Source organism: Anaerostipes rhamnosivorans (assembly GCF_005280655.1).
Taxonomy (GTDB): domain Bacteria; phylum Bacillota; class Clostridia; order Lachnospirales; family Lachnospiraceae; genus Anaerostipes; species Anaerostipes rhamnosivorans.
In genome coordinates, this window is record NZ_CP040058.1 from 433,186 (window position 1) to 446,351 (window position 13,166).

Below are 13,166 nucleotides of genomic sequence, written 5' to 3' on the forward strand. Positions count from 1 at the left end.
TATGCGGAACATGCTTGGTGCTAGAATTGGAGAAAAACATACATACAGGGATTGGAACTTGGGATGGGTCGGTGTAACCATTGATTTTCCTGAGGCCAAGACATATCTGGTTGATCTGCCAGGAGGTAACGGCAGTATTGATTTGACAACTACTTTAACAGGCGGAGATGTAAAATACAAAGACAGGAATATTTCTTTGGAGTTTAATTTAAGGGATGAAGATTTTATATACTGGGCAGATGTCACCACAGCGATTGCTGATTATCTTCATGGGCAGAGGTTAAGGATCATCCTGGATATAGATACGACCTTTTATTACTATGGAAGGCTTATGCTGGATACAGAAAAAACGGATAAGGAAGAAAGTAAGGTAGTGTTATCTGGCTCTGTTGACCCATACAAATATGAATTGTATTCTTCCTTGGAGAAATGGAGATGGGATGATCTTTCATTTGTAAACGGTATCATCCGGGAATACAAGGATTTGAAGGTAAATGGCAGCTTGGAGGTCATTATCCCGGGACGCCGGATGCCTGTGGTTCCAATTATTGAGTGCTCTACAGCCATGACAGTGAAATACAATGGTAACACCTTTTCTCTTCCGCCAGGAAAATCGAGAGCATTTGATATAAATACACATGAAGGGAACAATCATTTAATCATTTCTGGCAATGGAAGTATCTCAATCGATTATAGGGGAGGTGTTCTGTAATGTACAGAGTAGAAGTGGATGGTCATACGATTCATGATCCGAGGGATGAGCATTTTATCCTGCCATATGCTAAGTTGGACTTAGAATTAAATAAAACAGGATCTTTTGAGTTCGACATCACAACCGAGAATCCGGGATATGAGTATGTCAGTCCAATGAAATCTGTCATTTCGGTTTATGATGATGGAAAATTAATCTTCCGGGGCAGGAGTACTACAGAGGAAAAGGACTTTTATAATACAGGAACATTGAAATGTGAAGGAGAACTTTCTTATTTTGTTGATACGATTCTCCGTCCCAGGAGCAGTGCATTTATCCGTCAAACAAACCGGTACATTTTCAGCGAGGTTGTAAAAGAGCATAACAATCAGGTGGGAGCAGATAAGCAGTTCCAGCCAGGGATCATAGACGTTGATCAGGAAGAAATATCAAGTATATCATTTAATTATGAAAAACCGTTGGATTTTATAAATAAAAACCTCATTGAAAAATACAAAGGATATTTAAGAATCCGGTATGCGGACGGGAAGAGATATCTTGACTGGGTGAAGCAGTACGGGGACCTCAGCGGGCAGGAGATCCGGTTTGGCTATAATCTGCTGGACTTAAAAAAGACACTAGTTTCGGCGGATGTATGTACAGTGGTCGTACCGGTTGGAGGAAGTGATAAAAAGGTCACAGTAAAAAATGCGGTAGTGGGTGGGAAAACTTACGGAAAAGATTATATACTAAGCGATGAGGCAGTGAATTACTTTGGGAAAATTATTAAAATGCAGGAATTCCCAGACAAGAAATCTCCAAACGAACTTTATACAGAAGGAGAAAAATGGCTTCTTGAAAATATGAAGTCCAGCCTGACTGTGGAACTAACAGCCTTGGACCTGCACATGGTGGATGTGAATATAGATGATTTTAAACTTGGGGATCTGGTCAAAGTGGTCAGCGTTCCTCATTCAATTGTTTTTAAGGATGACCTGCCAGTCATTGAAAAGTACAGCTACGATATTACGGATCCGAGCAAGAATACGATCACAGTGGGGAAAACCTTAAAAGTATTCACGGAGCGTAAAGATCCGGTCATTTATGACAAAGTACAGGAAGTGACTGGTAGGTTTGAAGGTTATGTGGAGACAACGGACGGGAAGATTGAAGAGATCACAAATGAAATCCAGGAATTCAAAACCCTAGTGATCCAAGATTTCACTGCGGTCAATGGATCTATAGAACAACTGACCTCAAAACAGGCAGACTTTGAGACTGCGACTGCAGAGAACTTCATATCTACGAATGCTGAGATTTCTAACTTAAGCGGAGATTTTGTGTTATTTAAGACCGGAGAATTTGACTCTCTGAAAGCAAAGCAGGCAGACTTTCAGACTGCTACAGCCGAACATTTTACAGCGCTCCAGGCCCAGATCGACAGCCTGGATGTAGGAAATCTTGACGCTAAGTATGCGACGATTGAGAATCTAAATGCCGCGAATGCAACGATTAAAAAACTGGAATCAGAAACGGTCAAAACTTCATTTTTAGAATCAAACTATATGAAAACCGTTGATATGAAAACTGAGTTTGCAACGATTACAAACCTAAACGCTCTATCTGCCAGGATCGGTGATCTTGAAACAAACAGTATCGATACAAAATATCTGGATACCAATTATGCAAAGATCGACCTTGCGAATATTGCGGATGGTGTTATTAAAAACGCAATGATCGCAAAAGGGGCGATTGACACCGTACAGATCGCAGATAGTTCTATCACAAGCGCCAAGATTGTAGAACTTGCGGCAAATAAGATTACTTCGGGTACATTGTCTGTAGAACGGTTGGAGATCAGGGGAAGCAGCAAGAGCATCGTTTACTCCCTAAACAATATAACTGGTGCTTTGCAGACACAGAACGTAGAAACGTTGAATGGTGAGATTATGACCCCTAGGACGATCACTGCAGATAAACTGGTTGCCAAGTCGATCACAGCTGGAGAGATAGCTGCTGCGACGATCACAGCGACAGAGATCCTTGGAAATACGATTACTGCGGATAAGTTAAAGGCGGGGACAATTACGGCAACAAGTGGATGTATTGCAAGCTTGGATGCGAATAAGATCACAGTGGGGGTACTAAATGCTGCGAGGATCGAAGCAAGGAGCATTACAGCGGATAAGATAAAAGCAGGCACGATAACTGGTGATGAGATATCCGCAGGGACAATTACCGGGGAACACATCGTTGCGGAGTCTATCACAGCTACAAGTTTGGATGTAAATAGTATCTTTGCACAGGATATTACGGCAACTGGTACCATTACCGGAATAAATCTGGTCGGAGCAACAGGAAGTTTTTCTGGTAATATTACTGCTAATTCGGGGGAAATTGGTGGATGGAATATTTCTATAAATGGAATTTATAAAAATCTGCCTCAAGTTTGTAATATTCAAAATTATAACGCTTCTACACATGATAATTTTACTGGAACCTTTATAGGAAGTAGTGGATACAGTAGTTTTACTGCAAAACCAACAACATATGAATCTATGGAAACCGGGAAACTAGTAAATGGATCTTTAGCAAATAATACGATTATACAGAATGGAAAACTTAAATTATATGAATCACGCTATTCAAAGCAAGAAAATATATGGAATCCTGAATTCGGGGCTTATCTAACGCGGGTTGAAATCGGTGGAAGAACAATAAAAATAAGCGAAAATGATAGTGCAGAGTTTACGGATAGTGGATGGACAGATGTTATCAAAATTGATCCATATTACATAAGCTGTCCAGCTTTAACAATTAGTTCAAGTATTGAAACAGATAATGTTATTACTCTTGAAAGTGATGGGATGATAACTTGTGGCGGGGTTCTCTGCAGAGGCGACGGTATTGGTACTAGCGGCGATATAAGACTTACAGGAACTAATTATCTTAAAGGTTCTGAAGTGAATTTAATAAGATGGACAGGTAGTGAAGTTGGTGTTGGTGATAGTTCTAAAGTAACTGGAATATGGGGCAGCAAAATGAACATGCATTGTAATATACAGCTTAACCCCAATGATAATACAAAATATCTTAATACATCAGGTAATGCCCGTCTCGGTTATCTAACCATGGATGGAAATATTGCATTACAGGATCACAATATGAACGTTACAGGAGAACATGGTTTATATTCAAATACGATGTCTAATTATATTGTACGATACTATATTTCTGGATCAACAAAAAGTACGGCGTTAGGAAATAATAGTTACCAGACCCGTATTTATGGATCTTCTGTCTGGGCTAATAAAGCGATATCCACGTCAGATGAAAGAATTAAAGAAAGTTTTAGTTCTTTGGAACAATATGAAGATATTTTCATGTCTCTTAATCCAACGGCATATCAATTTCTAGAAGGATATGAGCCAACAAAATTAACTCACTTTGGTTTTAGAGCGCAGCAAATTAGAAAAGCATTTTCAAAGAGAAACTTGGATCCTTCTTATTATGCTCTTAATGGAGAAACATCTGTTGATGCAAAGGATTATAATGAGCGAATGGGTATTAATCCAGATTACGAAACTGAGTATGGAATCTGTTATGAAGAAATGATAGCTTTAAATACACACATGATACAGAAAAATAGAAAAGATATGAATAATCAAATAAGCAGAATCGATATGCAGGAAGCAATCATAAACGACCTTCAAACCCGACTCTGGCAGGCAGAAAAACAAATAAAGGAACTCAAACAGACAGCTCAATAAGCTGTCTGTTTTGTTATACAAAGAAAGGAGAACATTATGTTAGAAACTAAGAAAAGTACCACACTCACAGGAATTATTTCGGTTAAGGATGGTGATGCAGATAAGCAGGTTGTCTACCTAAACGCAAATCTATCCGCAGACAGTGGCAATGATAACATTTCACAGACTATCCAAGACAAAGTATTGTATGCGGCAAACAAGGTAGAGATCCGAAAAGATGTCGCAGAATTTACGAAAGAAGTATATCACATTCAGGACCAGGAGGTAACAGAATAGATGAAGATGAGATTAAGCGAAGTGCAAGAAAGATTACAGGGCCTTTTAAATATTTCAGGAAAGAAATTTCCAGCAAAGGTCAGCTATGCGATCATGAAGAACGAAAAGGCTCTGGAATCAGAGTACAAAGTTATAGACGAGCAGAGGATAAAGATCTGTGAAGCATATGCAGAGAAAGATGATGAAGGAAATGCCATAGTAAAAGAAGAGAAATATGTTTTTTCATCCGCTAATCAGGCTGCTTGTGACAAAGAGTATAAAGAGCTCCTGGCAGAAGAAATTGAAGTGGATATTTGCACGATAGATGCAGAAGAACTGGACAAATGTGACGACAGCAGCCGCTACGATGTGCCAACAGCAGCAGATTTCATGACATTGGAATTTATGTTTAAGTAAGGAGGCAGTATGACAGTACAGGAAGCAACAAGCAATATACGGGACGCGGAGTTCGGCGCAGATGTGCGTGAATCGATTGCTGCAGGGATCGAAAGCATTGATGATTTTACACGGACAAATGTGGAAGAGATCAAGACATCTGTCAATGATACAGGACAAAGACAGGAAGATCTTAACAGCCGGTTTGATGAATACATAAAGAACATGTCTTCTGAAAATCCATCGGTTGCAGAAGTGGTAGATGCAAGGTCAAATGCAGAGGGTGTTGTTTCGGAAACATTAAAAGCAAGACTGGACGGTATGGATTCAGTAGTAAAAGCAGTTCAAGAGAGCTTACTGGATCTTATGCATCCGGTAGGATCAATTTACATCACAACATCAGAGATCCCTCCGGAAAATATCTTAGGGGGGAAGTGGGAGCCCTATGCCCAGGGACGTACACTGGTAGGTGTAAATGAACAGGTAGAAAAATATAATACAGCCGGGAACCCGGGAGGTGAAGAATCAGTAAAGCTTACAGTAAATCAGATACCGTCGCACGGACATAATGTGTCAGTGAACAACAGCGGCAGTTGTTCCATCGCAAAATCTGGAGGACACACTCATAAATTCAAAGTACTTAGAAATCAGACCAAGACAGACGGTGCAAGGGATGTGATCCATGTGGATGGAACAGGATCACAGTGGAACTCAGTGATAACAGACAATGGTGCACATACACATACAGTGCCGAACCACAAGCATACGCTCACACAGTCAAATGTCGGCGGTGGGCAGGAACATAACAATATGCAGCCATACATTACAGTATTTATGTGGGTACGGATTTCTTAAAGGAGCGGGGATGTTGGAACAGATACTAGCGATGTGTGGTGCAATCAGCATCATCGGAGGAGCCGGGGCAGTGATCTATAAGGTCGTGCACCCGGCTTTTCGTTTTAAAAATAGAGTTGATCTTTTGGAAGAACATTCACAAAAGGATTATAGACGCCTGGCAAATTTAGAAGAAATGCAGAAACAGCAGAACAAATGCCTTGCTGCTATGCTGAACCATCAGATCACCGGCAACGGTATAGAAAATATGAAAAAGATCAGAGATGAACTTCTTGAAAGCATCATTGAAAAATAAGAAGGGAGATATAAAATGAGAAATTGGGAAAATTGGGCCCGTGCCGCAGGAATCAGAGCGCTGAAGACTGCTGCACAGACAGCGGCAGCAACGATTGGGACCACAGCAGCACTGTCTTCTGTTGACTGGAAAATGGTATTATCTACAGCAGCATTGGCTGGAATTATTTCCATGCTGACTTCTGTAGCTGGGATTCCGGAGGAATAAAGATGGGTATTAAATGGAAAAAAATATGGGCCGATAAACGGAATTATGGCGGCAGACGGAATCTTAAGGATATAGAGTATATCGTTTTGCATTACACGGCAAATGATGGAGACACTGCAGATAACAATGGGAAGTATTTTAAAAATAATGTTGTTAAAGCTTCCGCACATTGTTTTGTAGATGATGGAGTAGTCGTGAAATCTGTACCGCTGCGCAATATAGCATGGGCAGTGGGAGGAACGTATGATCTTTCCGGAGCAGCAGGGAATTTTTACGGAAAATGCACAAATGCGAACAGTATTTCAATAGAGATGTGTGACACAATCAGAGATGGAAAGGTCACTGTTTCTACTAAGACAAGAGCAATGACCATTGATCTGGTTAAATATTATATGAAAAAATATGGTGTCCCTGCATCTCATGTGATCCGCCACTGGGACGTGAACGGAAAGGAATGTCCCGCATATTGGGCTGGTACAGACAATTCAGGCTGGAATAGTTTTAAAAAGGCAATCGGTGGACAATCAGAAACAAAGAAATATACGACAGTAAAAAAGACCTCAGGAAAAGAGGCAGTCTGCTGGCTGCAAAAAAAACTAAATACACTTGCAGAAGGCTCAGAGATTGATGAAGATGGTATCTGGGGTCCCAGGACGCAGTCTAAACTTGAAGCATATTGGCGGCAGCTTAGATGGAAAAAGGGCAGCTATGCCGGAAAGAAAACCTGCAGGGCACTGAATAAAAACAGAAAAAAATAATAAAGCACGCATCTCAGATCCAGACTCAGTATCAGCAGAGCCACAGACATCCCGGATCATCATACGGAATTCTGGACTCTGCTGATACGGTCTCTACAATTTTTTGATCTAATAGTATTTGCAATGATTCTTCAGCGGGTTCCCGCATCATATATTTTCTCTTACAAAATTACTCATTTTTATTTTTCTTTATTCAAAAAGCCCCATATACCAAAAGGCATATAGGGCCATTGTTGCCTGAAAAGGCCGATTATTTATTTGCTGGTGAAACCGCCTGGTAATAGATAGCTTTTGCTTTATTGTCCAGGACAAATGCATCATAATTGATACGTCCTTCTACCAGGGAGCCGCTGATGCCCGGAGGGTCGGCATGGATCTTGTAATCCTCCAGCTTTGTCGGCGCTACGGCAGCGCACGGATGACACATCATGAAACCGAAATCTTCCGGTACCCGATTGACCGGTACTTTGATGATCTGGCATCCGTCTAATTCCGCAATGACACCAAGTTTTTTCATATCTTGTCCGATATCAGTTTCCATAATGATATCCTTGCTTTTTTTCATAAGAGTATAGGTCTTTGGAGAAACCACAATAAAGCGTCCTGTTTCCGGCACTTCTGCAGAATCAAGAGTTTCACTTGCCTCCAAAATCTCATCGTAAATTGTGGCGCTGTCCAATGCTTTCGCAGCCGGCTTTGTTCCGGCTCCGGCACACATAACGCCGTATACATAGCTGTCTACTTCCGGAATCACAACTTCTCTGGTCTGGCGCTCCAGCGCAGATGCCGCTGCTAGCTGGTTGACTGTTTCATCTTCATCCAGCTTATCAATTGCAAAAGTAAAAGCGCGGTCCTTTTTCAGCTGGAATGTCTCTGTGGTGGCGTCCAATCCCTGAACAGCCCCATATCTTGACCAGTTGCTGCCGGTACCCGGACGGTCATAATCATTCATTGAGGCAGTTGACACCTTATATACTTTTACTGTATGCGCGTTGATAAAATCAAAATCCTGATTTGTCAATAATGCTTTTTTACTTTCTGTAGAAAATTTTTCGTCCACGTATGGGGCGAATTTTGTTGCTAAATCGATAGCCATATTTCATACTCCTTCTCTGTAAGATAAAGAAATATCCTAGTCCAGCTTCATGGCACTTCTGAATGGATCAGCTTTCAAGCTGCTGCCTTTGCTTACGCCGGAAGGCCATACAATTTTAGGGGCATCGGAATTCGGAAGCAGTGATTTTAACGCTTCATATTGCTCCTTAAATTCCTCCACTGAAGAATATTTTAAGATATTTGCCAGTTCTGCAGGATATTTCTCTTTATTTAAAAGTTCTTTTATATCTAAAGCCATCTCACGCTGTTTTAATTCTTTTTCCCTTGATTCTACAGGATCTGGTTCATCGGGCTGATATTTTTTCCTCTCCCGTGCCAGACGGTCCTGTACAATACGGTCGATATCCTCCTGCGTAAATGTTTTCGGCTCTGCTCCGTTTTTTCCGGTCGGCTCCGTTGTCTGAGATTCCTCTATATGAGAAATATGATCTTGTTCCATGTTATCCATGTGCTGTTACCTCCTGATGAGTATTTAATGAAGTTAAATATGGGCAGAGATACATCCTGCCCTAGTTTTCTTCCATGAAACTAAGTACCTAAAGAACAGCCCATATATTTACCTTGCGGGTGGGTGTGCTTTGTACAAATAGGTATAATTCATGTTTCATGTATATACTTAAAAACAATATAGAGAAAATAGATGTAACAAAAAAGGCGGGGATCAATATATGCAGTTTTGTCTGCCATATATTTTCCCACACCTTTTTAGGTTTACAGCGCTCATATAGAGTAGCTGCGGTACTTTTACTATTGTAAGTTTCCATGAATGATTTATGTAAGATCTTTTAATTCTATGTATGCCTTACGGAAAGTCCCGTCGTTTTTTTTGGAAACTTTATAGGCTGCCACTTGGGGGCTTAATAGTTTTAAAACTTCTTTTAATTCATCTGTACATTGATAAGATACTTTAATTTTTACCATACTGCTGTTCCTCTGTATCTTGCTTTTAAGTATTATAAGATGTGTTTCCATCTTATATATTATATTATAACAGATGTTAATGCATCTGTCAAGAAGCTTGAAATGAACGATGTATTTGCATCTGTTCATCTGCAGATCTGTATGGTACACTTAGTACGAGGTGACATGTATGAGTATAGCAGAAAATATAAAGTATCTTAGGAAACAGAAACAAATGACACAAAAAAATTTGGCTGAAAAATCTGGTTTAGCGGAAATTACGATCCGACAGTATGAATCTGGGAAATATGTTCCTAAAATGGAATCGGTGTATAAGCTGAGAAAAGCTCTGGACTGCAACATTTATGAAATATTAGATAAGCCTGCAGAGCTTTTGGAGCTTAGTAAGTCTGAATATGAAAAGGTAAATGATCTGCTGTATGTACAGAAGGATCTGCCGGACAACAAGAAAAAGGAAGCAGCCGGAAAGCTTAAAGCAGAATCTGCAATAACCAAAAAATCAAAACAAGAGACAAAATTGTTAAATTTATTTTATCAGCTGAATGAATTAGGAAGAAAAAAGGTTATTGATTACTCAAACGATTTAGTGGACAGCGGGAAATACAAGAAATAAGACACTACAACAGATAGGAAGAATTATAAAGTTAGGAACTAATTCTATGGAGCACAACAATTATTACAGCCATTGGGCGTATGCTGTGCTTCGAATGGTTCCTCGATGCAACAAAAAAAACAGCTTATCTAAGCTGTTTAAAAGAGCGATAGACGGGACTCGAACCCGCGACCTCAACCTTGGCAAGGTTGCGTACTACCAACTGTACTACTATCGCATATTATGTTAGATTCTCTTGCTGAGAACAAAATTTATTCTACAATATTAAGGGCCTGATGTCAACCATCTTTTTTATTTTTTCTACGGTTATCAATTACATAAAGTAAAAAGATGGGAAATTATATTGACATTCCAGACAACATAAGTTAAAATATGGAAATAAGATATCTTATTCTCATCAATTCATATTATCTAGGTATTACATCTATTATCACATCAACCAACAAATCCCCGTCTATCAGGAGGAATTATGCAGAAGTTTGCAGTTGAAGATCAATATTTCGGCCCTCTGCTGCCCTTTATTAAAGACCATATGGTTACCGACATTAACTGGAATGGAAAAGAACTGATCGTGGACGATCTGGACCGGGGGAGACATATCGTTGCTGAGACAGACATTTCAGAAAGTTTTATTAATCAATTTAGTGCCAGGATAGCCAATGCGGTGTCTGCGCCGTTTAATAAGTATGACCCGCTGGTAGAAGCTGAGGTAGACGGTCTGAGAATTTCTATCATTCATGAAGATGTATGTGCAACCGGACGCAGTATTTCGATCCGGAAGTCACCGGCAGTCGTAAGGCTCAGTGAAGACAGCATCGCAGCGGATGATTACTGCAGCGAAGAGATTCTGAATTTTTTGAAGAACAGTGTCCTCGGACATATGAACATTGTGATCGCAGGACAGGTAGGGAGCGGCAAGACAGAGCTTTTAAAATATCTGACCAGGTTTATTCCTGATATGGAAAGAGTCATCACCATCGAGGACAGTCTGGAGATACACTACAGAGAGATTAATCCAGGAAAAGACTGTGTTGCCATTGAAGTAAACGAAGACACTTTTGGATATGTGGATGCAATCAAGGCATCTCTGCGGCAGCTGCCCACATGGATCCTGCTCTCTGAGGCTAGAGGGGAAGAAGTACAGCATTTGATTCAATCTCTCACGACAGGACATTACTCACTTACGACAGTTCATACAGACGATGTAAGGAGAATTCCGGAAAGGATGAAAAACATGGTGGACGATCCAATAGCGTCAGAACGCATCGAGAGAGATGTGTATGGTTTTGTAGATCTAGGCATTCTGATACGGAAAGAACAAAAAGCCGATGGGAGGATCCGGCGTTACCTGGATCAGATCGCTTGTTTTTACACAGACCCGGACGGTGAAAAGATGATCCATATGATCCTAAAGGACAGGAGTATTATAAATAAAGAACTCCCAGAAAAATTAAAGACAAAGTTCCTGGTCGCAGATCCGTTCCACATGGGAGGGAAAACATGACACTAAGCAACAGTCTTAGGAGATCACTAAGGGGTCTCCGGTATATGAAATTTACAAATCTAAAAAAAGAGATTCATGGCTACGGATACTCTTATTCATTCAAAAAATATCTTTTTACCTTATTCTTATCATTTGTTGGAATCCTTTCCGCAGGCAGATTCTTTCATTTAAAACCTTCCTATATCACAGCTCTCGGTTTCATCTATCTTTGTTTTTTTCCAATGATTATCATCCGGCAGTTTCAGTATTTGTATGAACAGCAGAGATTTCGGGATGTGGTGAATTATCTGGAGCAGATGATTTATTCTTTTAAAAAACAGCCCAAAATTATTGTGGCTCTGGGAGAAACAAAACAGCTTTGCGAAGGGAGGATCCTACAGCTCATCAACGAAGCTGAAGATTCCATCAGCCATCCTGGGACAGAAGATGACTTATATCCTCATGCTCTTTCATGTATTGAGCAGGAATACCGGTGTGACCGCATGAAAATGCTTCACGATTATCTGGTGAAGGTCGAAAATCTGGGTGGGCAGTATCAAAACACATTAAATATCATTTTAGATGATGTCAAGGAATGGACAGAGAGGACGTACCTTTTTCAAAAGGAACGCAAGAGTATGAAATTTAAAATTGTACTTTCTCTAGCGGCATCTTTGGGTGTGGCGGGAACGACAGTTATGATGCTTGCCAGCGATGAGACACTGGAAAAGGTACTTGACGGAGAGATTTATCAGCTTGTTACATTTTTACTTCTGTTTGTATTTTTGATGTTGTTTCTAGGAGCGCAGAAGCTGCTTACCGGAACATGGCTTAAGGACACGATGGATGAGAATCATAAGCAGATTGAGAAGGACTTCAGGAAAATGAGAGAGGAAAAAGACGGGAAGCAGCCGTGGATCATTACAGCCGTTAGTTTTCCCATATTGCTGCTTGGTTTTGACTGGCAGAACCTTTACATCATAGGGGCTGTGGCAGCCCTGATCATGTCGGCATGGGCCACGCCGTCCCTGAAGAAAAAGAATGCACAGAGAAGGATCATAAAAGAGGTTAAGCGAAAGTTCCCTTACTGGCTTAGGGGGATTGCCCTCAGCCTGCAGACTGAAAATGTCTATGTGGCAATTAAGGATTCCCTCCAGGATGCTCCATATGTCCTGAAAGAACAGATAGAGAAACTGCTCAGGGATATTGACGAGGAACCGGATTCTATTCTTCCGTACCAGGACTTTTTGTCTGAATTTGATCTGCCGGAAATACAGTCTGCAGCCAGGATGCTGTACTCACTTACCAACTGTGGAAAGAACGATTCGGAAGCACAGATCAATACTCTGATCCATCGGAATAATGTACTGATGGATAAAGCAGAATGGCTGCAAAATGAAAATGATATCGCAGGGATCGGAGTTCTGACTTTCGTGCCTATGATACTGGCAACTCTAAAGATGATTATGGATCTAGGATTGATTTTTGGCAGCTTTTTTACCCTGTGGTCGAATCTGCCGGGATAGAAAGGAGAATTATATGCAGGATTTTTTTGAAGAGTTGGGAAGTATTTTGTTTTTGCTGCTGACAGGTATAGGAATCTGCGCAGTATATATTCATTTTGTACAGTTAATAGATTGAAAGGAGGTACTTATGAAAACGATCATAGAGGAATACGGAAACCTGATCCTGTATGTGATCGCAGGCGCCGCGGTTCTCGGATTTCTATGGGCCGTCATAGCTGCGGCGGGACAGTTTGGAACCGCCTTTTTTGACTCCATCAGCTCCGTCTTGTGTTAGGAGGAT

General features: G+C 40.6%; 15 protein-coding genes and 1 tRNA gene. 12 read left to right on the plus strand and 4 right to left on the minus strand.

Annotated elements, in window-relative coordinates; translation table 11 throughout:
- The first annotated feature begins 1 nt into the window (after position 1).
- The 8 genes from AR1Y2_RS02175 to AR1Y2_RS02210 are packed head-to-tail and all read left to right on the plus strand — an operon-like array spanning position 2 to position 7,227.
- Complete coding sequence (locus tag AR1Y2_RS02175; protein WP_137327490.1) at positions 2-712, plus strand: mtfA protein; 711 nt, start codon at positions 2-4, stop codon at positions 710-712.
- Positions 712-4,461: a tail fiber domain-containing protein gene (locus AR1Y2_RS02180; RefSeq protein WP_137327491.1), complete on the plus strand. Its 3,750-nt coding sequence runs from the start codon at positions 712-714 to the stop codon at positions 4,459-4,461. Before AR1Y2_RS02175 ends, AR1Y2_RS02180 begins: the two co-directional genes overlap by 1 nt.
- Before the next feature lie 36 nt (positions 4,462-4,497).
- Positions 4,498-4,737, plus strand: coding sequence for a hypothetical protein (locus tag AR1Y2_RS02185; protein WP_137327492.1), 240 nt, complete (start codon positions 4,498-4,500; stop codon positions 4,735-4,737).
- The gene (locus tag AR1Y2_RS02190) at positions 4,738-5,133 is read left to right on the plus strand and encodes a hypothetical protein (protein WP_137327493.1); all 396 of its coding nucleotides are present in this window, start codon (positions 4,738-4,740) and stop codon (positions 5,131-5,133) included.
- A gap of 9 nt (positions 5,134-5,142) precedes the next feature.
- Complete coding sequence (locus tag AR1Y2_RS02195; RefSeq protein ID WP_137327494.1) at positions 5,143-5,967, plus strand: phage baseplate protein; 825 nt, start codon at positions 5,143-5,145, stop codon at positions 5,965-5,967.
- Positions 5,968-5,977: 10 nt separating this feature from the next.
- The gene (locus AR1Y2_RS02200) at positions 5,978-6,262 is read left to right on the plus strand and encodes a CTP synthase (RefSeq protein WP_137327495.1); all 285 of its coding nucleotides are present in this window, start codon (positions 5,978-5,980) and stop codon (positions 6,260-6,262) included.
- Positions 6,263-6,277: 15 nt separating this feature from the next.
- Entirely contained in the window at positions 6,278-6,469 is a 192-nt protein-coding gene (locus AR1Y2_RS02205) for a holin (protein ID WP_137327496.1), read from the plus strand.
- Between the two features lie 2 nt (positions 6,470-6,471).
- Positions 6,472-7,227: a peptidoglycan recognition protein family protein gene (locus AR1Y2_RS02210; protein ID WP_137327497.1), complete on the plus strand. Its 756-nt coding sequence runs from the start codon at positions 6,472-6,474 to the stop codon at positions 7,225-7,227.
- A 250-nt stretch (positions 7,228-7,477) separates the two neighbouring features.
- Here AR1Y2_RS02210 and AR1Y2_RS02215 read toward each other — a convergent pair whose 3' ends face one another.
- From AR1Y2_RS02215 to AR1Y2_RS17675, 3 genes are all read right to left on the minus strand, one after another.
- The gene (locus tag AR1Y2_RS02215; protein ID WP_137327498.1) at positions 7,478-8,323 is read right to left on the minus strand and encodes a hypothetical protein; all 846 of its coding nucleotides are present in this window, start codon (positions 8,321-8,323) and stop codon (positions 7,478-7,480) included.
- 36 nt (positions 8,324-8,359) lie between these two features.
- Positions 8,360-8,791, minus strand: coding sequence for a hypothetical protein (locus AR1Y2_RS02220; protein WP_137327499.1), 432 nt, complete (start codon positions 8,789-8,791; stop codon positions 8,360-8,362).
- Between the two features lie 323 nt (positions 8,792-9,114).
- A complete protein-coding gene (locus AR1Y2_RS17675; protein WP_175403568.1) occupies positions 9,115-9,264 on the minus strand; it encodes a hypothetical protein in 150 nt (49 codons plus the stop codon).
- Positions 9,265-9,433: 169 nt separating this feature from the next.
- Between AR1Y2_RS17675 and AR1Y2_RS02225 the strand changes: the two genes are divergently transcribed.
- Positions 9,434-9,877, plus strand: a complete 444-nt coding sequence (locus tag AR1Y2_RS02225) for a helix-turn-helix domain-containing protein (RefSeq protein WP_137327500.1) — start codon at positions 9,434-9,436, stop codon at positions 9,875-9,877.
- Positions 9,878-10,021: 144 nt separating this feature from the next.
- Here the strand turns inward: AR1Y2_RS02225 and AR1Y2_RS02230 are convergent.
- Positions 10,022-10,094: transfer RNA gene (locus AR1Y2_RS02230), tRNA-Gly, on the minus strand.
- Between the two features lie 252 nt (positions 10,095-10,346).
- On the opposite strand from AR1Y2_RS02230, the gene AR1Y2_RS02235 reads away from it, so the two are divergent.
- The 3 genes from AR1Y2_RS02235 to AR1Y2_RS17680 all read left to right on the plus strand — a co-directional run bounded on the left by AR1Y2_RS02235 (position 10,347) and on the right by AR1Y2_RS17680 (position 13,160).
- Positions 10,347-11,381 carry an ATPase, T2SS/T4P/T4SS family gene (locus tag AR1Y2_RS02235; RefSeq protein WP_137327501.1) on the plus strand — a complete coding sequence of 345 codons (1,035 nt, stop codon included), beginning with the start codon at positions 10,347-10,349 and terminating at the stop codon, positions 11,379-11,381.
- Between the two features lie 44 nt (positions 11,382-11,425).
- On the plus strand, positions 11,426-12,886 hold the full coding sequence (locus AR1Y2_RS02240) for a hypothetical protein (RefSeq protein ID WP_137327502.1): 1,461 nt from the start codon (positions 11,426-11,428) through the stop codon (positions 12,884-12,886).
- Positions 12,887-13,013: 127 nt separating this feature from the next.
- Positions 13,014-13,160, plus strand: coding sequence for a hypothetical protein (locus tag AR1Y2_RS17680; protein WP_175403569.1), 147 nt, complete (start codon positions 13,014-13,016; stop codon positions 13,158-13,160).
- The last annotated feature ends 6 nt before the right edge of the window (positions 13,161-13,166 follow it).

Bases quoted from the DNA above. Each gene is read 5' to 3' on its own strand.
- AR1Y2_RS02200 (WP_137327495.1), top strand. From the start codon at position 5,978: ATGTTGGAACAGATACTAGCGATGTGTGGTGCAATCAGCATCATCGGA.
- AR1Y2_RS02195 (WP_137327494.1), top strand. From the start codon at position 5,143: ATGACAGTACAGGAAGCAACAAGCAATATACGGGACGCGGAGTTCGGC.
- AR1Y2_RS02185 (WP_137327492.1), top strand. From the start codon at position 4,498: ATGTTAGAAACTAAGAAAAGTACCACACTCACAGGAATTATTTCGGTT.
- AR1Y2_RS02225 (WP_137327500.1), top strand. From the start codon at position 9,434: ATGAGTATAGCAGAAAATATAAAGTATCTTAGGAAACAGAAACAAATG.
- AR1Y2_RS02180 (WP_137327491.1), top strand. From the start codon at position 712: ATGTACAGAGTAGAAGTGGATGGTCATACGATTCATGATCCGAGGGAT.
- AR1Y2_RS17675 (WP_175403568.1), bottom strand. From the start codon at position 9,264: ATGGTAAAAATTAAAGTATCTTATCAATGTACAGATGAATTAAAAGAA.
- AR1Y2_RS02240 (WP_137327502.1), top strand. From the start codon at position 11,426: ATGAAATTTACAAATCTAAAAAAAGAGATTCATGGCTACGGATACTCT.
- AR1Y2_RS02220 (WP_137327499.1), bottom strand. From the start codon at position 8,791: ATGGATAACATGGAACAAGATCATATTTCTCATATAGAGGAATCTCAG.
- AR1Y2_RS02215 (WP_137327498.1), bottom strand. From the start codon at position 8,323: ATGGCTATCGATTTAGCAACAAAATTCGCCCCATACGTGGACGAAAAA.
- AR1Y2_RS02190 (WP_137327493.1), top strand. From the start codon at position 4,738: ATGAAGATGAGATTAAGCGAAGTGCAAGAAAGATTACAGGGCCTTTTA.
- AR1Y2_RS02205 (WP_137327496.1), top strand. From the start codon at position 6,278: ATGAGAAATTGGGAAAATTGGGCCCGTGCCGCAGGAATCAGAGCGCTG.
- AR1Y2_RS17680 (WP_175403569.1), top strand. From the start codon at position 13,014: ATGAAAACGATCATAGAGGAATACGGAAACCTGATCCTGTATGTGATC.
- AR1Y2_RS02175 (WP_137327490.1), top strand. From the start codon at position 2: ATGCGGAACATGCTTGGTGCTAGAATTGGAGAAAAACATACATACAGG.
- AR1Y2_RS02235 (WP_137327501.1), top strand. From the start codon at position 10,347: ATGCAGAAGTTTGCAGTTGAAGATCAATATTTCGGCCCTCTGCTGCCC.
- AR1Y2_RS02210 (WP_137327497.1), top strand. From the start codon at position 6,472: ATGGGTATTAAATGGAAAAAAATATGGGCCGATAAACGGAATTATGGC.